The 25,157-nt window shown below is 62.5% G+C and carries 22 protein-coding genes and 1 pseudogene; 15 read left to right on the top strand and 8 right to left on the bottom strand.

Annotated elements, in window-relative coordinates; all coding sequences use genetic code 11:
* Positions 1-42 precede the first annotated feature (42 nt).
* From PQR53_RS06365 to PQR53_RS06335, 7 genes are all read left to right on the top strand, one after another.
* On the top strand, positions 43-783 hold the full coding sequence (locus PQR53_RS06365) for a GntR family transcriptional regulator (RefSeq protein ID WP_408451727.1): 741 nt from the start codon (positions 43-45) through the stop codon (positions 781-783).
* A 337-nt stretch (positions 784-1,120) separates the two neighbouring features.
* Positions 1,121-2,602 carry an NCS1 family nucleobase:cation symporter-1 gene (locus tag PQR53_RS06360; RefSeq protein WP_323044232.1) on the top strand — a complete coding sequence of 494 codons (1,482 nt, stop codon included), beginning with the start codon at positions 1,121-1,123 and terminating at the stop codon, positions 2,600-2,602.
* A gap of 38 nt (positions 2,603-2,640) precedes the next feature.
* Entirely contained in the window at positions 2,641-3,507 is an 867-nt protein-coding gene (locus tag PQR53_RS06355) for an aspartate/glutamate racemase family protein (protein ID WP_408451726.1), read from the top strand.
* 232 nt (positions 3,508-3,739) lie between these two features.
* Positions 3,740-4,690 carry an allantoinase PuuE gene (gene puuE / locus PQR53_RS06350; RefSeq protein ID WP_408451725.1) on the top strand — a complete coding sequence of 317 codons (951 nt, stop codon included), beginning with the start codon at positions 3,740-3,742 and terminating at the stop codon, positions 4,688-4,690.
* The gene (uraD, locus tag PQR53_RS06345; protein ID WP_408451724.1) at positions 4,687-5,208 is read left to right on the top strand and encodes a 2-oxo-4-hydroxy-4-carboxy-5-ureidoimidazoline decarboxylase; all 522 of its coding nucleotides are present in this window, start codon (positions 4,687-4,689) and stop codon (positions 5,206-5,208) included. Before puuE ends, uraD begins: the two co-directional genes overlap by 4 nt.
* A 79-nt stretch (positions 5,209-5,287) precedes the next feature.
* Entirely contained in the window at positions 5,288-6,301 is a 1,014-nt protein-coding gene (gene alc, locus PQR53_RS06340) for an allantoicase (RefSeq protein ID WP_408451723.1), read from the top strand.
* On the top strand, positions 6,298-6,810 hold the full coding sequence (locus PQR53_RS06335) for an ureidoglycolate lyase (protein ID WP_408451722.1): 513 nt from the start codon (positions 6,298-6,300) through the stop codon (positions 6,808-6,810). Before alc ends, PQR53_RS06335 begins: the two co-directional genes overlap by 4 nt.
* A 117-nt stretch (positions 6,811-6,927) precedes the next feature.
* On the opposite strand, the pseudogene PQR53_RS06330 reads toward PQR53_RS06335, so the two are convergent.
* The 3 genes and pseudogenes from PQR53_RS06330 to uraH form a co-directional block, all read right to left on the bottom strand.
* Positions 6,928-7,117 (bottom strand): annotated as a pseudogene (locus PQR53_RS06330) (type II toxin-antitoxin system HipA family toxin); the annotation flags it as partial.
* Between the two features lie 160 nt (positions 7,118-7,277).
* Complete coding sequence (locus PQR53_RS06325; protein ID WP_408451721.1) at positions 7,278-8,471, bottom strand: urate hydroxylase PuuD; 1,194 nt, start codon at positions 8,469-8,471, stop codon at positions 7,278-7,280.
* 304 nt (positions 8,472-8,775) lie between these two features.
* On the bottom strand, positions 8,776-9,129 hold the full coding sequence (gene uraH, locus PQR53_RS06320; RefSeq protein ID WP_012433320.1) for a hydroxyisourate hydrolase: 354 nt from the start codon (positions 9,127-9,129) through the stop codon (positions 8,776-8,778).
* Between the two features lie 511 nt (positions 9,130-9,640).
* On the opposite strand from uraH, the gene PQR53_RS06315 reads away from it, so the two are divergent.
* A complete protein-coding gene (locus PQR53_RS06315; protein ID WP_408451720.1) occupies positions 9,641-11,038 on the top strand; it encodes an 8-oxoguanine deaminase in 1,398 nt (465 codons plus the stop codon).
* 116 nt (positions 11,039-11,154) lie between these two features.
* On the opposite strand, the gene PQR53_RS06310 is transcribed toward PQR53_RS06315, so the two are convergent.
* A complete protein-coding gene (locus PQR53_RS06310) occupies positions 11,155-12,087 on the bottom strand; it encodes a LysR substrate-binding domain-containing protein (RefSeq protein ID WP_012433318.1) in 933 nt (310 codons plus the stop codon).
* A gap of 250 nt (positions 12,088-12,337) precedes the next feature.
* Here PQR53_RS06310 and PQR53_RS06305 point away from each other — a divergent pair, with 250 nt between their 5' ends.
* The 4 genes from PQR53_RS06305 (at position 12,338) to PQR53_RS06290 (ending at position 17,259) form a co-directional block, all read left to right on the top strand.
* Positions 12,338-13,939 carry an ABC transporter ATP-binding protein gene (locus PQR53_RS06305; protein ID WP_408451719.1) on the top strand — a complete coding sequence of 534 codons (1,602 nt, stop codon included), beginning with the start codon at positions 12,338-12,340 and terminating at the stop codon, positions 13,937-13,939.
* Between the two features lie 80 nt (positions 13,940-14,019).
* The gene (locus PQR53_RS06300) at positions 14,020-15,117 is read left to right on the top strand and encodes an ABC transporter permease (protein WP_408451718.1); all 1,098 of its coding nucleotides are present in this window, start codon (positions 14,020-14,022) and stop codon (positions 15,115-15,117) included.
* Between the two features lie 38 nt (positions 15,118-15,155).
* Entirely contained in the window at positions 15,156-16,085 is a 930-nt protein-coding gene (locus PQR53_RS06295) for an ABC transporter permease (protein WP_200658640.1), read from the top strand.
* A 79-nt stretch (positions 16,086-16,164) separates the two neighbouring features.
* Positions 16,165-17,259 (top strand): BMP family ABC transporter substrate-binding protein, encoded by a 1,095-nt coding sequence (locus PQR53_RS06290; protein ID WP_408451717.1) that lies wholly within the window; start codon positions 16,165-16,167, stop codon positions 17,257-17,259.
* 209 nt (positions 17,260-17,468) lie between these two features.
* Here PQR53_RS06290 and PQR53_RS06285 read toward each other — a convergent pair whose 3' ends face one another.
* On the bottom strand, positions 17,469-17,675 hold the full coding sequence (locus PQR53_RS06285) for a dodecin (RefSeq protein ID WP_091793652.1): 207 nt from the start codon (positions 17,673-17,675) through the stop codon (positions 17,469-17,471).
* Positions 17,676-18,002: 327 nt separating this feature from the next.
* Here PQR53_RS06285 and PQR53_RS06280 point away from each other — a divergent pair, with 327 nt between their 5' ends.
* From PQR53_RS06280 to PQR53_RS06270, 3 genes are all read left to right on the top strand, one after another.
* Positions 18,003-19,595: an ABC-F family ATPase gene (locus PQR53_RS06280; protein ID WP_408451716.1), complete on the top strand. Its 1,593-nt coding sequence runs from the start codon at positions 18,003-18,005 to the stop codon at positions 19,593-19,595.
* A gap of 186 nt (positions 19,596-19,781) precedes the next feature.
* Positions 19,782-20,972 (top strand): NAD(P)H-dependent flavin oxidoreductase, encoded by a 1,191-nt coding sequence (locus PQR53_RS06275; RefSeq protein WP_408451715.1) that lies wholly within the window; start codon positions 19,782-19,784, stop codon positions 20,970-20,972.
* A gap of 70 nt (positions 20,973-21,042) precedes the next feature.
* Complete coding sequence (locus PQR53_RS06270; protein ID WP_408451714.1) at positions 21,043-21,702, top strand: OmpW/AlkL family protein; 660 nt, start codon at positions 21,043-21,045, stop codon at positions 21,700-21,702.
* A 130-nt stretch (positions 21,703-21,832) separates the two neighbouring features.
* On the opposite strand, the gene PQR53_RS06265 is transcribed toward PQR53_RS06270, so the two are convergent.
* The 3 genes from PQR53_RS06265 to PQR53_RS06255 form a co-directional block, all read right to left on the bottom strand.
* Entirely contained in the window at positions 21,833-22,036 is a 204-nt protein-coding gene (locus PQR53_RS06265) for a DUF1289 domain-containing protein (RefSeq protein WP_408223405.1), read from the bottom strand.
* 172 nt (positions 22,037-22,208) lie between these two features.
* Positions 22,209-23,546: a phospholipase A gene (locus tag PQR53_RS06260; protein ID WP_408451713.1), complete on the bottom strand. Its 1,338-nt coding sequence runs from the start codon at positions 23,544-23,546 to the stop codon at positions 22,209-22,211.
* 162 nt (positions 23,547-23,708) lie between these two features.
* Positions 23,709-25,013, bottom strand: coding sequence for an Nramp family divalent metal transporter (locus tag PQR53_RS06255; RefSeq protein WP_408451712.1), 1,305 nt, complete (start codon positions 25,011-25,013; stop codon positions 23,709-23,711).
* Between the last annotated feature and the right edge of the window lie 144 nt (positions 25,014-25,157).

Raw genomic sequence — 25,157 nt, 5'->3', positions numbered from 1 at the left:
TTATGTCCATCCTATGATGACCAACATACCGAGACGAACATCATGTCCGACACAGATTCCGCCAGCTCGAATGGTTCGAAACCCGAAGCGATCGCCGAGCGCATCCGCGCCGCGATCCTCGAGCATCGGCTCGCCCCTGGCGCCAAGCTGACAGAAGCACAGTTATGCGAAGTATTTGGCGTGAAGCGAGGACCGATCCGCCAGGCGCTCGCGCAACTGGCGACCGACCATCTCGTCGACCTCGAGCCGAATCGTGGTGCCTTCGTTGCCAGCCCGTCGTTGCAGGAAGTGCATGAAGTGTTTGAAATGCGCCGGATCATCGAACTGGCCGTGGTTGAAAAGATTTGCGGCGGTCATGGGATGCGCCGTTTGAAGAGTATCGGCAGCATGATCGGCCGTGAACGCAAAGCGTTCGAAACACGTGATTTTCCGGCGTGGATTCGCCTGTCGGGCGAGTTCCATACCGAGTTGGCCGGGCTCACCGGCAACACCGTGCTGTGTGACTGCCTGAACGGACTGGTGGCGCGCTCCACGCTGATTTCGGCACTGTATGAGTCGCTCGGACGCAGCCCTTGCTCGTTCGAAGACCACGAAGCAATTCTCGCCGCGCTCGACGCCGGCGATGCAAAAGAGGCAGCGGCGCTCATGGCGCGCCATTTGCAAAGCGTCGAGTTGAAGATGCTGGACCGCCCCGCACGCGGCGCGGCGGATCTGCATGAGGTGTTCGGCGCACTTAACGGTGCGTCCAGGGTTTCATCCAAAGGCAAGTCCGCGCCAGACTGAGGCAGGCGGCCGGTGCGCGCTGCTTGCTGGTGCGCGCTGCACTGAATTGAACTGAACCGAATCAAGCGTTGCAAGGCGGCTCGGCGTGAGCGCTGCCGGCTTGCGCACGCGTGGCCGTTATCGAATGGCCGCCTTGAAGTCGTAACGCATCGCCGGGATTCGCGGTTACCGGCGGTGCGATAACCACAAGTACATCAAGTACGGAGACACCCGCGGCGCGGTCTATCAGCCGGCTTGAACCTTCGGTTTCCCGAGCGGGAGGAGGAGGGCGCGACTGGCATGGCCGATGCAACGTCCTTCGATTCGCAATCGACGGTCCCTATTCCAAGGAGGAGTCATGGCTCAGTTCAGTGCAGCGTCCGGCAGTCCCGCAATTCCGACCTATGCAGACGGCGGCGCGCCCAGCGATCCGTCGATACCCGCAGGCTACAGCGAGAGGCTGTACAACGAAGACCTGGCGCCGCTGCGCCATCAAACCTGGGGTGCCTATAACATCTTCGCATTCTGGATGTCGGACGTGCACAGTGTTGGCGGCTATGTGTTCGCGGGTAGTCTGTTCGCGCTCGGGCTGACAAGCTGGCAGGTGTTGATCGCGCTGCTGGTCGGCATTGCCATTGTCAACGTCCTCTGCAACCTGATTGCGAAGCCGAGTCAGGCGAACGGCGTGCCCTATCCGGTGGCCTGCCGCGCAACGTTTGGCGTGCTCGGCGCGAATATCCCCGCCGTGATTCGTGGTTTGATCGCGGTTGCGTGGTACGGCATTCAAACCTATCTGGCTTCGAGCGCGCTGGTGATCGTGGTGCTGAAGTTCGTTCCGCAACTGCTGCCCTATGCGGATGTGCATCACCATGGCTTCATGGGGCTGTCCACCCTGGGCTGGGCCGGCTTCATGTTGTTGTGGGTCTTGCAGGCGCTCGTGTTCTGGCACGGCATGGAGACCATCAAGAAGTTCATCGACTTTGCCGGTCCGGCTGTCTACGTGGTGATGTTCATTCTCGCGGGCTACATGGTGTATCGCGCAGGATGGCGAAACATCGGCATCAATCTCGGCGGCGTCAAATATCACGGCATGGAAGTGGTGCCGGTGATGATCACGGCAACCTCGCTGGTGGTCTCGTACTTCTCCGGGCCGATGCTGAATTTCGGCGACTTTTCCCGCTACGGTAAGAGCTTTCGCAGCGTTCAGCGCGGTAACTTCTGGGGCTTGCCGGTCAACTTCCTCGCCTTCTCGCTGGTGACGGTGATCACCACTGCGGCGACGCTGCCGGTATTTGGCCAACTGATCACGGACCCGGTTGAAACGGTGGGCCGTATCGACTATCCGACTGCGGTGATTCTCGGTGCACTGACCTTCACGATTGCGACGATCGGCATCAACATCGTCGCCAACTTCGTGTCGCCGGCCTTCGACTTCTCGAATGTCGCGCCGCGTCTGATCAGCTGGCGCGCGGGCGGCATGCTCGCGGCGGTGGCGTCGATCTTCATCACGCCGTGGAACCTGTTCAACAATCCGGCGGTGATTCACTACACGCTCGACGTGCTCGGCAGTTTCATCGGCCCTTTGTATGGCGTCCTGATCGTCGATTACTTCCTCGTCAAGCGTCAGAAGATCGTGCTCGATGATCTCTACTCGGTGTCCCCGAGCGGCTCGTACTGGTACCGCAACGGCGTCAACTACCGCGCGGTGGCTGCCTTGCTGCCGGCCGCGTTGATTGCGGTGATCTGCGTGATGGTGCCGACGCTCGATGGACTTGCGAACTTCTCCTGGTTCATCGGCGCCGGCCTGGCCGCGCTGTTCTATCGCGTACTTGCACGCTAATTGGCAAGCTGGGTTTTGGAGTCGCAACAGGAGTCGACATGCGCATCAAACTGATTAATCCCAATACGACACAACGTATGACGGACGCGATGGGCCGCTGTGCGCGCGAGGTCGCCGCGCCGGGCACCGAAGTGATTGCGGTGAATCCGACGATGGGGCCGCCGTCGATTGAAGGCTATTACGACGAAGCGCTGGCGACGCCCGGCTTGCTCGCCGAGATCATTGCCGGCGAACGTGAGGGCTGCGATGGTTACGTGATCGCCTGCTTCGGCGACCCCGGTCTGTACGCGGCACGTGAGCTGGCGCGCGGTCCGGTGATCGGTATCGCCGAAGCCGCGATGCATGCGGCAAGCGTGCTGGCGCCGGGGTTTTCGGTGGTGACCACCTTGGCGCGCACCTGCGGCATGGCGTGGCATCTCGCCGAGCGTTACGGTATGAAGCGTTTTTGCCGCAACGTGCGCGCCACCGATGTCGCCGTGCTCGATCTGGACAAGCCCGGCTCAGCGGCGCGCCGCATCATCCTCGACGAATGCCGGCGCGCGCTGGAGGAGGATGGGTCGGACGCGATTGTGCTCGGTTGCGCCGGCATGGTCGAGTTGTGCGCGGAGATCGAAGATGCATTGGGCGCGCCGGTGATCGAGGGCGTGACGGCCGCGCTCAAATGGACCGAGGCGCTGGTCGCACTGCGGCTCTACACGGCCAAGCGCGGCGACTATGCGCGGCCACTGGCCAAGCGTTACGACGGCGCATTGGAAGCCTTCAGTCCGGGCGATGCGGACCCCAATCCGCAGCCGCCCCGCGATTCGGCCGCAAGCGCCGCGGAAAGCACAAATCCAGGCGGCTTACTGCGGGTAAACACCACGGAACGTCCGGCGGGGCCGGCTTCGCACATACTTCCGGTCTGACACGCACTATCTGCCCGGGTGTATGGGCGCACCCGGGTGTTTTCGCTACACTGATCCCACTCGGCGCTGGTGCCAGAACGTTATTTTGCTGCTGCTTCTGGCGCCACTATTGAGGGCTGTTTTCCCCGCGCCGGCGTGAGTAACCTGCAAACACGCGCAAACGGACTCCACGTGCATGTCACCTGAGTTTCACGCGAATTTTACGTACCGTCACCACGCTTTTCGTCAAACCATGCCACTCGACTCGAACTATCCACGCGATCTGATCGGCTACGGCCGCTACCCGGTGCAGGCCAACTGGCCCGGTGGAGCGCGTGTCGCAGTGCAATTCGTCCTGAACTACGAAGAAGGCGGTGAAAACTGCGTGCTGCACGGCGATCCGGGTTCGGAGCAGTTTCTGTCGGAAATCGTGGGCGCGGCGGCTTATCCGGCGCGTCACATGAGCATGGAGTCGATTTACGAATACGGCTCGCGCGCGGGCGTGTGGCGCATCCTGCGCGAATTCGAAAAGCGCGGGCTGCCGCTTACGGTGTTCGGTGTCGGCATGGCGATCGAACGGCATCCCGATCTCGGGCGCGCCTTCGTCGAACTCGGTCATGAGATCGCTTGCCACGGCTATCGCTGGATCCACTACCAGGACGTGTCGCCGGAAAAAGAGGCGGAGCACATGCGCCTCGGCATGGAAGCGATCGAGCGCATTACGGGCCAGCGTCCGCTCGGCTGGTATACCGGTCGCGATAGTCCCAACACGCATCGTCTGGTTGCCGAACACGGCGGCTTCCTGTACGACTCGGATTATTACGGCGACGACCTGCCGTTCTGGATGGATGTCGAAGTAACTGGCGGTGCGAAGAGTCCGCAACTGATCGTGCCGTACACGCTCGACACCAACGATATGCGCTTTGCGAGCCCCCAGGGCTTCAACACCGCGGACCATTTCTTCACGTACCTGCGCGACGCGTTCGACGTGCTCTACGAAGAAGGCGACGAAGCACCGAAGATGCTCTCGATCGGCATGCACTGTCGTTTGCTCGGCCGCCCTGGGCGTTTCCGCGCACTGCAACGTTTTCTCGACCATATCGAACAGCACGATCGCGTGTGGGTGACGCGGCGCGTCGATATCGCGCGTCACTGGCGCGAACATCACCCTTACCAGCAAAACAACCGCGGGGCAGCGGCATGAAGGCGATGCAATACACTCTGGACCAACTCAACAGCATCTCGACCGACGCGTTCGTCGCGGCGCTGTCGGGCATTTTCGAGCACTCGCCGTGGGTCGCGGAAATCGCCGCGCAGCAACGGCCGTTTGCCAGCATCGACGAACTGCATGCCAAGATGTCGGGCATCGTCGAGACTGCGGGCGAAGCGAAGCAACTGGCGTTGATCAATGCCCACCCGGAGCTCGCCGGCAAGGCCGCGGTGCGCGGCGAGCTGACCGCCGAATCGACGCGTGAGCAGAGCGGCGCAGGCCTCGCCCAGTGCACGCAGGCAGAATTCGGCAAGCTGCTGGCGCTAAACAGCGCCTATCGCGAGAAGTTCGGCTTTCCGTTCATCCTCGCGGTGCGCGGTTACGACCGCCACGGCATCATCGCCAACTTCGAGGCGCGCGTGAATAACAGCCGCGCCGACGAATTGCGCGCGAGCCTCGATCAAATCTATCGCATCGCACGTTTCCGGCTCGACGACCTGATCGACGCGTAAGGTTTAGCCACGCGTCGCGAACTTCGAACCTCGGCCCAAAGCGCTTTTTCAGCATCAGCAAACATTAAGGAAGACAAAGATGGCACTCCCGATTCTCGACCCCAACGCACCGGAATTCACGCGCCGCTATGTGAATCTGGCGGACCCGCGTCTGGGCGCGCAGGCGCTCGAGGCTAGCGACGATTTCTTCGCACCGAAGGAACGCATGCTAAATCCGGAGCCGGCCGTTTTCATTCCGGGCAAGTACGACGATAACGGCAAGTGGATGGACGGCTGGGAAACGCGCCGCAAGCGCGCCAACGGTTACGACTGGTGCGTGGTGAAGCTCGCGCGTCCGGGCGTGATCAAGGGTCTCGACCTCGACACCAGCCACTTCACGGGCAACTTCCCGCCGGCAGCTTCGGTTGAGGCTGCGCGAGTCGTCGACGGCGTGCCGAACCAGTCGACGCAATGGACCGAAATCGTCCCGTCGACCACGCTGCAAGGCAATAGCCACCACTATCACGAAGTCAGCGATGCGAACGCCTACACGCACCTGCGCGTGAACATCTACCCGGACGGGGGGATTGCGCGCCTGCGGGTGTATGGCCAGCCGCAAGTCGACTGGGCAGGCGCGAGCCGCACGGAGCAGTTCGATCTGGCCGCGATGGAAAACGGCGCCTATCTGGTTGCGGCGAACAACCAGCACTTCGGCGCGGCATCGACGATCCTGATGCCTGGCCGCGGCGTGAACATGGGCGACGGCTGGGAAACACGCCGTCGCCGTGAACCGGGCAATGACTGGGCGATCGTCGCGTTGGCACAGCCGGGCGAGATCAGGAAGATCGAAGTCGACACGGCTCACTTCAAGGGCAACTATCCGGACCGTTGCTCGATCCAGGCCGCGTTCGTGACGGGTGGCACGGACAGCTCGCTGATCACGCAAGCCATGTTCTGGCCGGTGCTGCTGGGCGAACAGAAGCTGAAGATGGACAACCAGCACTATTTCGAAAGTGAGATCGCCGCACTGGGTCCGGTTACGCACGTGCGTTTCAACATCATTCCGGACGGCGGCGTGTCGCGTCTGCGTCTGTGGGGTACGCTCGCATCATGAAAACGCTGGCGATCGAACCGTTGACAAAGGAAGCGTTCGCCGCATTCGGCGACGTGATCGAACTCGAAGGCGCAAAGCAGATTCCGATCAATCTCGGCACCACGATCCGCTTTCACGATCTGGCGAAAGTGGACGTGACCGACGAAAACGGCCGTACGCTGGTGAATCTGTTTCGCGGGCAACCGCGCACGCTGCCATTCGAAGTGAAGATGCTCGAGCGCCATCCGCTGGGCAGCCAGGCTTTCGTGCCGCTGAACGACAAACCGTATCTGGTGGTCGTGGCGCCGGCGGGGGAACTGGACCCGCAGCAGATTCGCGCGTTCGTGACGAGCGGCTGGCAGGGTGTGAACTATGCGAAGGGCGTTTGGCACCATCCGCTGATCGCATTGGGCGACGTGAGCGACTTTATTGTCGTCGATCGTGGCGGCGATGGACTCAACCTGAACGAGCAGGATCTGGCCGAGTCGCTCTGGCTCACTGAAGATGCGTTGAGCGCGGTGACTGTTTGAGGTTTCGCGCTTCGACGTAGCAGGTCGAACAAGTCGATGATGCAAAAAGCCCACGGTGCATGCTGTGGGCTTTTTGCTTTCCAGACGCGGGTTGCCGCCGCAATGCCGTATTTCAGCGCGCTTGCCGAGGAGGGGTGAACGCCCCATGACTTCGCGCGCGCGTTCCGCCGGTTCCGTTGCGGAAAATCCCGCCGCCTCGATCGCACAGCGCTTCCACCATCTGCGCGTATTGCCGCGGCGCAATCCCCATGCGCGTGTTGAAAAAACGCTCGAGCGTTTTTCCGGCCGCCCAGGTTTTTCGCCCGTCGGCTAATTTGACGGATATTGTGGCCTTTGGGCTACAAATTCAAGGCGGTGCCGCGCAACGACCTATCCCGTCCGCCACCAATGAAAAAACGGGCTCTCCGCTTGCGCGAAAAAGCCCGCTTTCCAATCCGCGAGCCGGGCGCGATGCCCGGCCATTTCCATTACTTCGCCGCACCGCCTTCGAACCACGCGGCGATCTTCACGCGCTCCTCGTCGGTCATGTGCGTGACATTGCCCAGCGGCATTGCCTTCAAGGTCACTGCTTGCTGATAGATCCGCTGTGCGTTCTGCGAGATCTCATCCGGCGTATCCAGCAGCACGCCGGCCGGGGCGCTGCCCATCATCGTCGGATGGGCGGAGTGGCATGCCACGCAGCGCTGTTGCAGCACCGGCGCGATATCGGTCACTCGAACGACCGGTGCATTCGCAGCCTGTGCTTGCGGCACGACCGGCTTGGGCATCGTCGAGAAGAGGGCGGCGAACATCAGCACGATACCCACCAGCGGCAAATACCACAGCACCTGGCCACGGTGACGCATCACGAAGAACTGGCGAATCAGCGCGCCGGCCAGCATGATCATCAGGAGCACGACCCAGTTGTACTGATTCGTGTAGGTCATCGCGTAGTGGTTCGACAGCATCGCGAACACCACCGGCAGCGTGAAATACGTGTTGTGCACCGAGCGTTGCTTGCCGCGCTTGCCGTAGATCGGGTTCGGCGTTTCACCCTTGAGCATCGAGGCAACCATCTTGCGCTGACCCGGGATGATTACGAAGAACACGTTCGCCGACATGATCGTTGCCAGCATCGCGCCCATGATCAGGTACGCCGCGCGGCCCGCGAAGATGTGGCACGCGAGGTACGCCGCGATCACCACATAAATGCCGACGCAGATGCCAAGCACTTTGTCTTTGTTGCCGAGCAGACGGCACAGCGAGTCGTAGACGATCCAGCCTGCGGCGAGAAAGCCGAGTGCCGAAGCAACCGCGACCACCGGGCCCATGTCGAGCACGTTCCTGTCGATCAGGTACGTGGACGGCGAGAGCAGATACAGCACCGTGAACAGACTCGCGCCCGACAGCCACGTGGTGTACGACGGCCACTTGGACCAGTGCAGGTCGTCCGGCATTTCCGGCGGCGCGACGGTGTACTTCTGCATGTTGTAGAAGCCGCCGCCGTGCACGTGCCACAACTCGCCGAACACGCCGCGCTTGCGCTGGTTCGGGTCCGTAGGCGGCTTCAGGCTGTTGTCGAGCGCGACGAAATAGAACGATTCGCCGATCCACGCGATGGCGACGATGACGTGGAACCAGCGCAATGCCAGGTTCAGCCAGTCGGTGATAAAGCCTTCCATGAAACTCCTCCACTTCTGATTCGTTGTACGCGCAACGACGCTTGTGCCGTGGTGACGTCTTCGGTGACCCTGCTGACGGGTCGTCGGCATGCACGGTGTCGCTGCGCAGACTGCGGGGTGAGAGACGCGATGCGCTCAGTTCGCACGGCGTCATTTTTTATTGGAACCAGGGGTCGAGCCGCTCGCATTCGATTGCGCTTCGCGGGTGTGTCTCCACGCATCTGCGCAGTGCAATCGGGCGCGCTCAAGAATGCGACTTCAACCTCGTCTTCCTCCAAAGCCTATCGAAAAACGCGCCGTGCGCTTAACTGCCCCGATAGGTGCTGTACGACCACGGCGACACCAGCAGCGGCACGTGATAGTGCGCACCGGCATCGGCCACGCCGAAACGCAGCACGACGCGGTCGACAAAACGCGGCTCGGGCACCTTCGTGCCGATCGAAGCAAAGTAATCGCCGGCACCGAACACAAGTTCGTATTCGCCGGCGACCAATGCGTCGCCTTCGAGCAGCGGCTGGTCACAGCGGCCGTCGTCATTGGTGGTGGTGGTTTTGAGCGCGCGGCGGGTGTCGCCGGAGAGCGCGAAGAGTTCGACCTTGATGCCCGCGCCAGGACGGCCGTTCGCGGTGTCGAGCACATGGGTAGTGAGCTTTCCCATTCGCAATTTTCCTTATATGAATGCGAGGTTTCGGCGGCGGCCCGATCCAGAATACGTTGCGGCGGATCGAGGCTCCACGTCAGTGGCTACATACCCGTCGGCGAGTTGAAGCGAGCGCCGTGGCAGCCATTGTAAAAAGGATGTTCATGTCAGCGCACGCGAGATAGGAAAGATAATAGCTGGCGCATGACAGACAGCCCATTGAAAGCCGCAACGCGTCGTTTGGTTCGATTGTTGCAGTGCATTTAACCTGTTGGCGGATCGTACCCGCGCCAAAAAGGCCCACTATATCGACAGCGTGAACTTGGGTATCTCATTGGCGCGAGTTGTCAGCATTATTTTGGCCGTCGAAGGTAACGCCTGTGCCGCAGCATCGCGGCACACCCGAAGACGGCGATAACACGCTGGGTAACCGGGCCAACGGCGTTCAACGGGACGCGGCGGCACGGTTGGCGTGCCGTCACATCGCGTTCGAACGGCTTTGCACGGAAGCAATGAAGCGGAGAAACGAATGACGATGGAACAGCCGGCCCAAAAGCCGAACAAGCCAAAGAAAACGATGCTGGTCAAGCACGCGGATGTGCTCGTCACGATGGACGGCGCCCGGCGCGAACTGCGCGACGGCGGCATGTATATCGAGGACAACCGCATCACGGCGGTCGGACCGACGGCGGAATTGCCACAAACGGCCGACGAAGTACTGGACATGCGCGGCCACGTGGTGATTCCAGGGCTGGTGAACACGCACCACCATATGTATCAGAGCCTGACGCGCGCGATTCCAGCCGCGCAGAACGCCGAGTTGTTCGGCTGGCTGACCAGCCTCTACAAGGTGTGGGCGAACCTCACACCGGAGATGATCGAAGTCTCGACCTTGACGGCGATGGCCGAGCTGTTGCTGTCCGGTTGCACCACGTCGAGCGACCATTTGTATATCTACCCGAACGGCAGCCGCCTCGACGACAGCATCGTCGCGGCAAAGCGGATCGGCATGCGTTTTCACGCCGCGCGCGGCAGCATGAGCGTGGGTCAGAAGGACGGCGGTCTACCGCCGGATTCGGTGGTCGAGCGTGAAGCGGACATCCTGAAGGACACGCAGCGGCTGATCGAAACGTACAACGACGAAGGGCGTTACGCGATGCTGCGCGTGGTGGTGGCGCCGTGCTCGCCGTTCTCGGTGAGCCGCGATCTGATGCGCGAATCGGCGGTGATGGCGCGGCATTACGGCGTGTCGCTGCACACGCACCTCGCGGAGAACGTCAACGACATCGCGTACAGCCGCGAGAAGTTCGGCATGACGCCGGCCGAGTATGCGGAAGATCTCGGCTGGGTCGGTCACGATGTATGGCACGCGCATTGTGTGCAACTCGACGACGCGGGCATCGAACTGTTCGCCCGCACGGGCACCGGCGTCGCACATTGCCCGTGCTCGAACATGCGGCTCGCCTCGGGAATTGCACCGGTCAAACGGATGCGTCTTGCCGGTGTGCCGGTGGGCCTGGGGGTCGACGGTTCGGCCTCGAACGATGGTGCGCAAATGATCGCGGAAGTGCGTCAGGCGCTGCTTTTGCAGCGTGTCGGCTTCGGACCGGACGCGATGACCGCGCGTGAAGCCCTGGAGATCGCGACGCTAGGCGGCGCGAAGGTGCTCAATCGCGATGACATTGGCGCGCTGGCGCCGGGCATGGCCGCGGATTTCGTCTCGTTCGATCTGCGTCAGCCGTTGTTTGCCGGCGCCTTGCACGATCCGGTCGCGGCGTTGGTGTTCTGCGCACCGTCGCAGGTGAGCCACAGCGTGATCGGCGGCAAGGTGGTGGTGAAAGACGGACAGTTGACGACGCTGGAACTCGGACCGGTCATCGAGCGGCACAACCGGCTGGCGAAGACGTTGTATGAAGCGGCAGCGTAACGAAGGAGAAAGGGCGGAGTAATCGCGCACTGGAAGCGGCCCCGTTATCGGCATCCATCAGAGCGGATGCCGACAACAGTGGCCGGAACAGGGGCCGATACGCCCCAGCGCAAGAATCAAGGCTTGTCGATCAAGGTCTTGGTGGCTTCGGCCACCAGGCTGCGCAGCCAGCGCACTTCGTCGGAATAATGCACGCGCTCGTGCCACAGCTGGTAGTACTGCATCGGCGGGAAATCGAGCGGGGCGGGCACCACGGTCAGCGGCAGGAACTTGGCGTAGTAATCGGCAAACAGGCGCGTCGTCGTGAAGATCAGATCCGACTTGATCAGCACGTAAGGCGCCAGATTGAAGTACGGCAACGTAACGACCACATGACGTTTTAACCGCTCGCGCGCGAGATGCACATCGATCGCGCCGCGTTGGCCCACCGAATAAGGAGTAGGCGCAAGATGCGGCGCATTCAGATACTGGTCGAGCGTCAAGCCGCCGCGTTTGGCGAACGGATGCGCGTTGCTCATCAAACAGACGATCTGATCGACGAACAGATTCGACAGGTGCAGTTGTTCCGGCGGCTCCGGCCAGTTGCCGACCACGATGTCGAGCTTGCCGTCCTCGAGCGCGAGTTCGTAGTCGAAGGCCGGCCCGAGCGAGTGAAATTCGAGCGTCGCGTTCGGCGCGGCCTGACGAAAACGTTCGACCACCGTCGGCACGAACAGCACGTTCAGGTAGTCGGGGCAGCCGATCCGGTAGCAACGGATCGAGGTGGCCGGATCGAAGTTGTGCTGCTGGAACTTGATGCGTTCGATCTCGCGCAGCGCGTTCTGCACCGGTTCGAGCAGGCGCAGACCGTACTCGGTCGGCACCATGCCGGACTTGCCGCGCACCAGCAGCGGGTCGCCGGTGATGTCGCGCAAACGGCGCAGTGCCGCGCTGATAGCAGGTTGCGATTGATTCAGTTTGACGGCTGCGCGCGTAACGCTGCGCTCCATCAGAAGGGTGTGCAAGACGCGTAACAGGTACGTATCGATCGCCTCGCGTTGCTGACTCATGACTTCTCCGAAATATATGTTCTGGCTGATCGAACGGGCGTGGGTGTATATGACTTTTAATATGAACACAAATCCGAGTCAAGAGTGGGATACCCGCAGAGCACGCTGCGGCGCGGGTTTGCGGGGAATTTTGGCGGCTCGACTCACTGGGTCGAATTAGGTATTGTCATCCGGTTGTGGTGACGGATCGCTTGCTGACAGGGTGGGCGAACGCGCCGCGGCGGTAGTCTCCGACGTACTACGGAATCACATGAGCGACTCTTCTTATAGCGACGGCGCCGCCGCGCAGCCGGCAAGCAGGCCGGAACAGGCGGCACCCCGGTTGATGCTTCACGGCATCACCAAACAATATCCGGCCGTGCGGGCCAACGACGACGTCACGTTGATCGTCGCGCCGGGTGAAATCCATGCCGTGCTCGGCGAAAATGGCGCCGGCAAAAGCACGCTGATGAAAATCATCTACGGCGCGGTGCGCCCGGACGCCGGTGAGATCCGCTGGGAAGGCCAGCCGGTCGAGATCGCCAGCCCGGCGGCGGCGCGCAAGCTCGGCATCGGCATGGTGTTCCAGCATTTTTCGCTGTTCGAGACGCTCACGGTCGGCGAGAACATCGCGCTCGCGCTCGACGAACCGTTCGACCTGAAGACGCTTTCCAAACGTATCCGCGAAGTCTCTGCCGATTACGGCCTCGATATCGACCCGCAGCGTCACGTGCATAGCCTGACCGTGGGCGAGCGGCAACGCGTGGAGATCGTGCGCTGTCTGCTGCAGAATCCGCGCCTGCTGATCATGGACGAACCGACTTCGGTGCTGACGCCGCAAGCGGTCCGCAAGCTTTTCGCGACGCTGCGGCGTCTCGCTGCGGAGGGCTGCAGCATTCTCTACATCAGCCACAAGCTCGACGAAATCCAGGAACTGTGCGACACCGCCACGGTGATGCGCGGCGGCCGCGTGACCGGTCACGTGACGCCGAAACAAGAAACCCATGCATCGCTCGCGCAGCTGATGGTCGGCCACTCGCTGCCGGATTACACGCGGCGTGAACACACCCCCGGTGCGGTGCTGCTCGACGTGAAGCAGTTGTCGGTGGAAAGCGACGATCCGTTCGGCACCTCGCTCGATAACGTCTCGTTCGGCGTGCATGCCGGCGAGATTTTCGGTATCGCCGGCGTGTCGGGCAATGGGCAGGCCGAATTGCTGTCGGCCCTCTCCGGTGAAAAACGCGGCGCGCGCGCCGACGCGGTCACGATCTGCGGCAAACAGGCAGGGCGCCTTGGCGCAGGCGGGCGGCGCGCGCTCGGCTTCGGTTTTGTACCGGAAGAGCGTCTGGGCCGCGGCGCTGTGCCGGCGATGACGCTGTCGGAAAATGCGCTGCTCACGGCGCATCGTCAGCAGATGGTGAATTCCGGCTGGATCAAGGCCGGCGCGATGCGCGCCTTCGCGAGGCGTTGCATCGAAGCCTTCGACGTGCGTTGCGGCGGCTCCGAAGCGCTGGCGCAAAGTCTCTCTGGCGGTAACCTGCAGAAATACATCATGGGGCGCGAGATTCTGCAGGCGCCCAAGGTGCTGGTGGTCGCGCAGCCGACCTGGGGCGTCGACGTCGGCGCGGCCGCTTTCATTCGTCAGCAATTGCTCGACTTGTCGGCGCGCGGTGTGGCGATTCTGGTGATTTCCGAGGAGCTGGAAGAGTTGTTCGACATCTGCGATCGCATCGCGGTGCTCGCCGGTGGCAGACTTTCGCCGGTGCGTGCCACGGGGGCGACCAACGCCGAGGAAATCGGCCGCTGGATGGCAGGCCTGTTCGGCGACCGCGAGGGCGCGGCGCCTTCGGCGGAACAGCCGGCGCATGCCTGAGCCGAAGCCGGATCGACCGCTTGCATCGACCGCTTTGCAGCGACGCTAAACACAAGAACCCGCTCTAACCACACGCTCCCATGATTCTTCCGTATCGACTCGAAGCACGCACGACGCCCTCGCGCACGATGCAGCTTGCCGTGCCGCTGATCGCCGCGTTGCTCACGCTCGCGATCGGCTTCCTGATCTTCAGCCTGGTCGGCCGTGATCCGCTCGAAGCCATGCACGCGTTTTTTATCGAACCGCTTGCCAGCGTGAACGGCTGGTCCGAACTGCTGCTGAAGGCCTCGCCGTTGTGCCTGATCGGCCTCGGTCTCGCGATCGGCTATCGCGCGAACGTCTGGAATATCGGCGCTGAAGGGCAGATGCTGCTCGGCGGGATCGCCGCGAGTGGCGTCGCGATCTATTTCGATCAGGCCACCGGCTGGTGGATTCTGCCGACCATGATGATCGCCGGCGTGCTCGGCGGCATGGCGTGGGCGGCGATCCCCGCGCTCCTGAAAAGCCGCTTCAACACCAACGAGATTCTGGTCAGCCTGATGCTCACGTATGTGGCCACGCAGTTGCTGATCTATCTGGTGAGCGGCCCATGGCGCGATCCGCAGGGGATGAATTTTCCGCTCTCCGAAATGTTCAGCGGCGACGCACTCTATCCAACGTTCTCCGGCGACTGGCACTGGAAATGGCTGCGCGGCACGCGTTTGAACGCCTCCGTGTTCGTCACGCTGATCGCGATTCCGTGCGTGTGGCTGTTCATGCGCAAGAGCTTTGCGGGCTACCGGATGAATGTCGGCGGTCTCGCGCCGCTCGCCGCGCGCTACGCCGGTTTCTCCGACAAGAAAACCATCTGGACGTCGCTGCTGATCAGCGGCGGCCTGGCGGGTCTCGCCGGCATGGGCGAGATCGCGGGTCCGATCGGCCAGTTGCAGGCCACCTGGTCGCCGGGCTACGGCTTCACCGCGATCATCGTCGTGTTCGTGGGGCGGCTGCATCCGGTCGGCATCGTGCTCGCGAGTCTCCTGATGGCGCTGCTGTATCTGGGCGGCGAAGCGGTGCAGACCTCGATGCAATTGCCGCAGGCGCTCTCCGGCGTGTTCCAGGGGCTGTTGCTGTTTTGCCTGCTGGGTGCTGACCTGTTCGTGAACTATCGCGTGCGCCGGCGTTCCGTCGCCGCGTAAGTCCACTCATTCGCCACTGATTTTCCCGCCGGATTTCCATGGATATTCAACAAGCCAGCGCGCTCACCTCGAGCGCCGTCACCGCCGCGATCCCGCTGATGTTCGCGGGCGCGGGCGAACTCGTCACTGAGAAGTCGGGGGTGCTCAACCTCGGCGTCGAAGGCATGATGCTGATGGGCGCCGTGACCGGCTATGCGGTCACCGCCATTACCGGCAGCCCGTGGCTCGGGGTGGTCGCCGCGATCGGTGCGGGCCTCGCGATGTCGCTGCTGTTCGCGTTCCTCACGCTCACCATGCTCGCCAATCAGGTCGCCACGGGCTTGTCGCTGACGATCTTCGGCATTGGTTTGTCGGCTTATGTCGGCAAACCGTACACGTCGGCAGCGGTGCGCGCCACGATCGACACGTGGACCATTCCGGGTCTCTCGAAGATTCCGGTGCTTGGACCCGCGCTCTTCAGCCTCACGCCGCTCGATTACCTCGCGTTCCTGATGTTCGCGGTGATCTGGTGGTTCCTGTATCGCACGCGGGCGGGCCTCGTGCTGCGCTCGGTCGGCGAATCGCCGCAAGTGGCGCACTCGGTCGGCTTTCCGGTGGTCGGCGTGCGTTACGGCGCGGTGGCCTTCGGCGGCGGCATGGCCGGGCTCGCAGGCGGGTACTACTCGATCGTCAATCTGCATTTGTGGCAGGAACAGCTGACCTCCGGCCGCGGCTGGATCGCGCTCGCGCTGGTGGTGTTCGCGACGTGGCGCCCGGGGCGCCTGCTGATCGGCGCGCTGCTGTTCGGCGCCGTGACCGGGCTGCAGTTTTACGCGCAGGCCATCGGCGTGCCGGTGCCGACGCAGTTCCTCGCGATGCTGCCGTACGTCGCGACCGTCGTCGTGCTGGTGCTGATTTCCCGCAACCCGAACACGATTCGTCTGAATGCACCCGCATCGCTCGGCAAGCCGTTTTTCTCGGCGGGCTGATGGGGATGGGTTCGCTAGCGTATTCGCACGTGACCGACCACACGTTTCAAATCAATCGACAAACACGACAGGAGAAAACATGAAGAGAAGAAATCTGCTGACCGCATTCGCATGGGGCGCGGCCTCGCTGGCGCTCGCCGCGCCGCTCGCGCAAAGCGCGCAGGCGGCTGACGCACCGGGCGTCGCATTCGTCTACCTCGGCAATCCGGGCGACGCCGGCTGGACCTTCGCGCACGATCAGGGCTCGAAGGAAGTGGAAGCGAAGTTCGGCAACAAGATCAAGATCACCCGCATCGAGAACGTGCCGGAATCGGCCGACTCGGAGCGCGTGTTCCGCGATCTGGCGAACAAGGGCAACAAGATCATCATCGGTTCGAGCTTCGGGTATCAGGATTTCGAACTGAAGGTCGCGAAGGACTTCCCGGACACGGTGTTCCTGCACGCAACCGGCTACAAGAAGGCGCCGAACTTCGGCACCTATGACGTGCGCATGTACCAGGGCGCGTACCTGGCAGGCGTGGCCGCGGGCTATGTGACGAAGACCAACACGCTCGGCTTTGTCGCGTCGGTGCCGATTCCCGAGGTGGTCCGCAACATCAACGCGTACACGCTCGGCGCGCGCTCGGTGAATCCGAAGATTCACACCAAGGTCATCTGGATCAACAGCTGGTTCGATCCGGGCAAGGAAAAGCAGGCCGCTGAAACGCTGATCGGCCAGGGCGCCGATGTGCTGCTGCAAAACACCGATTCGAGCGCGACGCTCGCGACCGCATCGGAAAAGCACGTGCATGCATTCGGCTGGGATTCGGACATGAAGAAGTTCGGTCCTGACGCGCACCTGGGTTCGGTGGTCGCGCACTGGGGCGTGTATTACAACGCGGCGATCCAGCAGGTGCTGGACGGCAAGTGGAAAAACGATCCCGTGTGGTGGGGCATTCCGCAGAAGGCCGTCAATCTCGAGGACCTGAATACGTCGGCGATTTCAGCCGACGCGCAGAAGCAGGTCGCGGCCAAGCGCGAAGAACTGGCAGGCGGCAAGTGGGATGTGTTCACTGGCCCGATCAAGGATCAGTCCGGCGCGGTAAAGGTGCCGGCAGGTAAAACCCTGACCGATCCCGAGCTGCAACGTCTGAACTGGTACGTGGAAGGGGTGGACGGTTCGCTGCCGAAGTAATCCGGGTTTCGCGGTCATTGCGAGCCGATCGTGGCACTGTAGGGCAGGTCGCGATCGAGCCGGCAACGACTGGCTGAGCGACAACTAATTGAAGGCCGCTATTGGCCAGCACGCGGTTTCAGCAATCGCTGCATTAAGACGCTGCGTCCAATACGGACGCAGCTTTTTTTTCGCTTTGGATGATGGTCGAAAATATTTCAGGTGAAGCGCTAGTCGATGCGCAGGCCCACCTTGATGGTCACCTGCCAGTAGGCGACCTTGTCGTTTTCGATCTGACCCCGCGTTTCCGTCACTTCGAACCAGTGCAAATTACGCAGCGTCTTCGACGCTTTGGCGATCGCGGTGCTGATGGCGTCGTCGATCGATTTGGTCGATGAGCCGGTCAGTTCGATTTGTTTGTAGACGTGTTCTGACATGAACTTCCTCCTTTGATCTTCGTTGGTGTGCAAAAAGTATAGGCAATGGATCGCGGCCGACGCCTTCTGATGTTCTCTCTGCGAGTGAGTCATGCCGCACATCGCGTGCCCGGTATGCCTCGGCGAGGCGACGCCGTCATGAGGATCCGAGGACGCCGCGCAGTGGCTGGAAGTCAGGCAGGAGGCGCGAAGCAGGCGTGAATGAAGCCTGCTCGAAGCTCGAACGCGGCGTCAAAACGCGCGGGCACGGCGCGCGCGGGGGTTGAATTCGCGATAACCTGCTAAAATGTTGGGTTGTTCGCCGATATCACCTTCAAAGGACGCGCCGTGCTGTCTACCGCCAATATCACCATGCAATTCGGGCCAAAGCCCCTCTTCGAGAACATCTCGGTCAAGTTCGGGGGAGGGAACCGCTATGGCCTGATTGGTGCGAACGGCTGCGGTAAGTCCACCTTCATGAAGATCCTGGGTAGCGATCTGGAACCGAGCTCCGGCAACGTGATGCTCGAACCGAATATCCGTCTGGGCAAGCTGCGCCAGGACCAGTTCGCGTACGAAGACGTGCGCGTGCTCGACGTCGTGATGATGGGCCACGCCGAAATGTGGGCCGCCATGACCGAGCGCGACGCGATCTACGCGAACCCGGACGCCACCGACGACGACTACATGCACGCCGCCGAACTCGAAGCGAAATTCGCCGAGTACGACGGCTACACCGCCGAAGCGCGTGCCGGCGAGCTGCTGCTCGGCATCGGCATCGCGATTGAAGACCACAACGGCCCGATGAGCAATGTGGCGCCTGGCTGGAAACTGCGCGTGCTGCTCGCGCAAGCGCTGTTCTCGAAGCCGGACGTGTTGCTGCTTGACGAGCCGACCAACAACCTGGACATCAACTCGATCCGTTGGCTGGAAGACGTGCTCAACCAGTACAACTCGACGATGATCATCATCTCGCACGATCGCCACTTTCTGAACCAGGTGTGCACGCACATGGCCGACATGGACTTCGGCACGCTGAAGGTCTATCCGGGCAATTACGACGACTACATGCTGGCCAGCACGCAGGCGCGCGAGCGTCAGCAGAACGCCAACGCCAAGGCGAAGGAACGCGTCGCCGACCTGCAGGACTTCGTGCGCCGCTTCTCGGCGAACAAGTCGAAGGCACGTCAGGCTACCAGCCGTCTGAAGATGATCGACAAGATCAAGATCGAGGAATTCAAGCCGTCGTCGCGGCAAAACCCGTTCATCCGCTTCGAGTATGAAAAGAAGCTGCACAACATTGCGGTGGTGGCCGAGAAGATCTCGAAGAAGTACGAGCGCTCGATCTTCAACGACTTCAGCATCAGCGTGCAGCCAGGCGAGCGGATCGCGATCATCGGCGAGAACGGTGCGGGCAAGACCACGCTGTTGCGCTCGCTGCTCGGCAGGCTCACGCTGGATCACGGCACGGTGAAGTGGGCGGAAAACGCCAACGTCGGTTACATGCCGCAGGATACGTACGAAGAATTTCCTGACGACATCACGCTGATGGACTGGATCGACGGCTATCGCCAGGAAGGCGACGACGAGCAGATGGTGCGCGGCACGCTAGGCCGTCTTCTGTTCAATGCCGACGACATCCGCAAGTCCGTGAAAGTGCTTTCCGGTGGTGAGAAGGGCCGCATGATCTGGGGCAAGCTGATGCTGGGCCGCCACAACGTGCTGCTGATGGACGAGCCGACCAACCACATGGACATGGAATCGATCGAGTCGCTGCAGATCGCGCTCGACAAGTTCGAAGGCACGCTGATTTTCGTATCGCACGACCGTGAGTTCGTGAGCGGCCTCGCGAACCGGGTCATCGAAGTGAAGACCAACGGCACGCTGAACGACTTCGGCGGCAACTACGAAGACTTCCTGCTGAGCCAGGGCGTGCAGTAAGCGCTCCTCGCTTCACAGCGCAGCGTCAGGCAAAGCCCGCTTCTTCGAAGCGGGCTTTTTTCATGACCCGCATCAACCCACCCGGTTCGAAAACCAACCGGCAAACAGCCTCATTGACCCAACGCAACGCAAGCCGCGCCCAACGACCGATTATCACCGCTTCGATCGTTCATCCTCGGCTCGTCAATGCACACCTTTCACTCATTCCCTCCGCTCGTTATCCGCGGCCACTCGCTGCTGCCGGTCGTACAAGGCGGCATGGGCGTCGGTATCTCGGCACACCGGCTGGCCGGCAGCGTCGCCTGCGAGGGCGCACTCGGCACCATCGCCAGCATCGACTTGCGTCATCATCATCGCGATCTGAGCGAGCTCTGCCGGCAATCGCCTGATCGGGCTACCCTCGAACAGGCGAACCTGACCGCGCTGGCCCGCGAAATCCACGCTGCCAAAGCGCTCAGCGATGGCCGCGGCATGATCGCCGTCAACGTGATGAAAGCAGTCAATGCGCACGCAGATTACGTGCGCGTCGCCTGCGAAAACGGCGCCGACGCAATCGTCATGGGCGCGGGCCTGCCGCTCGATTTGCCGGACCTGACCCAAGGTCACGACATCGCGCTGATCCCGATCCTGTCGGATAGCCGCGGCGTCGCACTGGTGCTGAAGAAGTGGCTGAAGAAGGGCCGTTTGCCCGACGCCGTCGTGATCGAACATCCGGCCCACGCAGGGGGCCACCTCGGCGTGACTAACCTCGCCGATCTGCACGACCCGCGCTTCGATTTCCTGCGTGTCCTCGAGGAGCTCGATGCGGTATTCGTTTCACTCGGTTTGAGTCGCCAGGACGTGCCCTTGATCGTCGCGGGCGGCATCAATAGTCACGAAGCAGTGCGCGAGTTACTGACGGCGGGCGCCAGCGGTGTGCAGCTCGGCACACCGTTTGCCGTCACCGAAGAAGGCGACGCGCATCCGAACTTCAAGCGCGTGCTGGCCGACGCGACGCCCGACGACATCGTCGAATTTGTCAGCGTGACGGGGCTGCCCGCGCGCGCCGTGAAGACACCGTGGCTGATGCGCTATCTGCGCCACGAAACGAAAATCCGCGAGAAGATCGGCGCGCTCAAACACGTATGTCCGACCGCGCTCGAATGTCTGAGCGTCTGCGGCTGGCGCGACGGTGTCGAGAAGTTCGGTCACTTCTGCATCGACACGCGGCTCGCCGCGGCATTGCGCGGCGACCTGGCCAATGGTTTGTTCTTTCGCGGCCGCGAGGCGTTGCCGTTCGGTACCGCGATCCGCAGCGTCCACGACCTGATCGAACTGCTCCTGACCGGTGTGACGCGACCGGCTGTCGCAGGGCGCTGCGCGTTCTCGCCCGGTTGATGCGGGTCAACGTGAAGCCTCGCGAGAACTTCGACAATCCCCGCACGCAAACAAACACTCGGGGAAGCATATGAAGCACTCGCTCAGGAACAGAATCAAGGCCGCTGCGGTCGCGTCGTGCCTGCTAAGCGCAGGCGTGCCGCTGGCGGCGCACGCTCAGGCTGCCGGCAACGACCAGATGAACGGCATCCACGCCGGCGACATACTGGTGCGCTTGCGCGCAATCAGCATCATGCCGGACGTGCGAACCAATCAGTCGCTGTCGGCGCTCAACGTGGGCGTCAACAACGCCATCGTGCCGGAGCTGGATCTGACCTACATGATCCGCGACTCCCTCGGCGTCGAGCTGATTCTCGGCACGTCGCGCCATCAACTGAGTTCGAGCCTCGGCAATCTCGGCGGCGTGAACGTGTTGCCGCCCACGCTGTTGCTGCAATATCACTTCAACCACGCGGGGCGTATCCGTCCGTATGTCGGTGCGGGTTTGAACTACACGTTGTTCTATAACAATGGTCTGAACGCAGGCGGTCAGCCGATCTCGATCACCAACCACAGCTTTGGCCCCGCCTTGCAGGCAGGTGTGGACGTGCAGGTGACCAGGTCGCTGTTCGTCAACGCGGACATCAAGAAAATCTGGATGCACACCGACGCCTCGCTTGGCGGCCAGCCACTGGGCCGTCTGAATATCGATCCGGTGGTGGTCGGTTTGGGTGTCGGTATGCGGTTCTGATTGACGCGCGCGAGCAACGTTGCGCATGACGCAAAAACGCCGGAATTTCCGGCGTTTTTTTATGGCCATTCCAATCGGGAGACGCGCTCGCCGGCGGTCGCGTCCAGGCGCGTCCCGCAGCGCGATGGGGCTATAGCTTGTCGTTCCTGAATCGCATGGCCGTGCCGTCCTGCTCGATGCGTACCCACACGGCGCGCTTTTCCTCGTCGCTCAGGAACACCCAGTTGGATACCTCGGTGGCGGTGCGGCCGCAGCCTTTGCAGACTTCGTCGAACAGCGTGGAACAGACGCCGATACACGGGCTGTCGGGAAGATCGTGGAGATTCGAAGCCATCGGAAACCTTGGGGCGGGGAAGCGGAGTTCCGCTATGTTAACCGATGCCGTGGCCACGCCCCGACGCGGCAAACACGATGGCCAGGAACCTCGCACGATTGGCAGCATCCGGCGGTGCTTTGGCCTGAACCCGGCAGCTTCAAAACCATCAACGCCCAGCCCGCAACCTTCCTCAGCGCGCGATGCTGTACCCGACCCGCGCTATCCAGTGCTGCCGATTGTTGTAATCAAGCAGATCCTCGCCGTAACCGTTGAAGTATCCGACCCAGATATACCCGCCCCACTTGCTGCCGAGCAGTTTGGCGAGCGGATAGGTGAATTGCGAATCGACGCTGCCGTACCAGTGCTTGGTGCCTTTGCGCAGTGTGGTTGCGAGTTGCCAGCCGTCCGGGCTGCCGTATTTGACCAGCAGGTCGACGTAGCCGCGATAGTCGGCGATATCGGGGTTGTTGCTCGTCCCAACGTAGTAATAGATTTTTGGCGAGACGGTCAGATGGTTGCCGGTCAGATCGCCGAATTCCCATGTCGGCCGGATGAAGGGCATGTTGATGCTGCGCGAGTCGGTGCCCGCCTTGCCGTTCGATTCATGCGAGATACCCGCCGCAAAACCCATGCGCGTGAAAAACGGGCTATGCCAACCGGTGTCCGGCACGTAGTAGAACAACTGCGGGGAGTAGGTCGTGTCGCGGAACGGCCGCGAGTCGGCGGACAGATCCCAGATCGAGGTCTGCGTATAGGCGAAGTACAGGTTGTCGAGGAATGCCTTGGAGCGCAGATCGTCGGGCATCAGGATGCGGTATTTGAAGCTCAGCTGCAGCCGGGCGTTCGTGTCGCCATTGTGGCCGAAGGCGATGTACATCGGCTCGTAGTAGGAAACGTGCGCGAGCACACCGCGCCCGGTGGTGGAGAGCGAGTCGCCGGGCGGCGACATCGCGTCGCCTGTCGGGCCGCCCACGGCGGCGGCCGTTTCGGCGGCCTCGGCAGGCGTGCTCGCCTGGCTTTCCGTGCGTTCTGCCTGGGCGATGGCGTCCTGCTGCGGGCCGCGATTGATCGCGACGAGCGCCGGCGACGCGTCGAAGCCCACTGGATCGATGCGCACTTCGCCGCGTGCCGACTGCGGCCAGGGCGCCGAGAAACGCACTTTGCGGAATTGACCGGGCCGCAGATGTAGCGTGTCGGGCACGCCGGATTCGCGCTGCAAGTCGAGCGGCTGCGGCGACGCTTCGGCACCGGTCAAGGTGACGCGGATCGTCGGCGGGACGGTGACGGTGAGGGCGCGGGCGTCGTCGGCGGAATAGAGCAGCGTGATCTGCAATGGCTCGTTGGCGGCGGCGACGCGCGCCGGCTGCAGCATCGCGACGGTCGCGCGGGCCTCGCCGGAGAAGGCGCCGATGGTGACGATGGTGACAAGGATGGACAGCAGGGCAGTGCGTGAATTGCGCCGGACGGCGCGCTGACTTTGAAGTGACGTATCGAGGGCGAGGCGGGCAAGCGAAGCGTAAAAGCGCATGGGCTGTCGTCCAGAGAGCAGGGGGTGTGAGCGAGGCGGCAAGACGGCGAGGCGACACCGCGGCAAGACGGCGGCATCGCAGGACATCAGGAAATTCTAAGAGAATACTTACAAACCGGCTTCATTCGCAAACACAATGCAGGGAGTGGCCGGCACACCACTTCATCCGCCGAATGCCAACTGCCATAGCAGCGCGATATTCAGCATGATGATGAACGCCGCCGACAGCCAGGCCAGCACGAGCGGCACGCCGCGCACGTGCCAGCCGCGCATCAGGCCGGCGTCCGACGTATAGCGGATCAACGGCACGACCGCGAGCGGCAATTGAAGACTCAGCACCACCTGGCTTGCCACCAGCAGCTGATTGGAACCGTGCTGGCCGAATAGCGCGACCGCCAGAAGCGCCGGGCCGATTGCAAGCGCACGGGTGAGCAGGGCACGCTTCCAGCGCGGCAGGCGCAGGCGCAGAAAGCCTTCCATCACCGCCTGACCTGCCAGGGTGCCTGTGACGGTCGCGCTCAGGCCACAGGCGAGCAGCGCCGCCGCGAACAGGATGGCCGCCCAATGCGTCCCGACGAGCGGCGCAAGGAGCCGATGGGCGTCAGCGAGATCGGTGACGTCGCGATGGCCGCTCGCGTAGAACACCGCCGCCGCGACAATCAGCAGCGCCGCGTTGATCACGAAAGCAAATGACAGGGAGCCGAACGTATCCAGATTCACGACCTGCAGCGCCGCTTTGATCTGCACGTCGCTGCCTTCCGGCGCGTGATGCTTGACGAGCGCGGAGTGCAGATACAGGTTGTGCGGCATCACCGTCGCGCCGACGATGCCGGCCGCAAGCCACACCATGCCCGCATTGCGCAGCAGATCGAGGCTCGGCGCGCTGCCGGCGAGCGCGGCGTGCCAGTCGGGCCGCGCCAGCGCCAGCTCGATCACGAAGCACAGCCCGACAAAACCGATCAGCGACGCGATCACGGCTTCGAGCTTGCGGCCGCCTTTCTGCTGGAGGGCCAGCAGCGCGAAGGTGCAGACCGCCGACATCAGCACACCCACCGTCAGCGAAACGCCGAGTAGCAATTGCAACGCAACGGCGCTGCCGACCACTTCGGCCACGTCGCAGGCGATGATCGCAACCTCGCTCGTCAACCAAAGGAAGAGCGTGACGCGGCGGCTCGAGCGTTCGCGGCAGATCTGCGCGAGATCGCGCCCGGTGACCACACCCAGCCGCGACGACAGCCACTGCAGCAGCATCGCCATCAGGCTTGCCAGCAGCACCATGCTCAACAGCCGGTAGCCGTACCCCGCGCCGGCGCCGAGCGCGGTCGCCCAGTTGCCCGGATCGATATAGCCGACCGCGATCAGCGCACCCGCGCCGACGAACGAAAACCAGTGCGCCGGACGGGCAGGGCCGTCTCCCGGCAGACGCCGACGGCGGTTCGGTCGTAACGCGGACGGATTCGTGTTCATCGGTGCCTGGGAGGTTTGAGACTGCACCCGCTCGCAAGTGACATGCCCGCGGCGAACCGGCACACGACGCAGTAAGGCGAGGGTACGCTAGCGTGATTCTCACGGTCCTGTTTACAAGTCTCTCGGGGCTATTGTGCACCGTAG

Origin of the sequence: Paraburkholderia fungorum (assembly GCF_046027605.1) — a bacterium.
Taxonomy (GTDB): domain Bacteria; phylum Pseudomonadota; class Gammaproteobacteria; order Burkholderiales; family Burkholderiaceae; genus Paraburkholderia; species Paraburkholderia fungorum_F.
The sequence above is the reverse complement of the archived record's forward strand: the minus strand, read 5'-3'. Positions and strand labels throughout refer to the sequence as shown.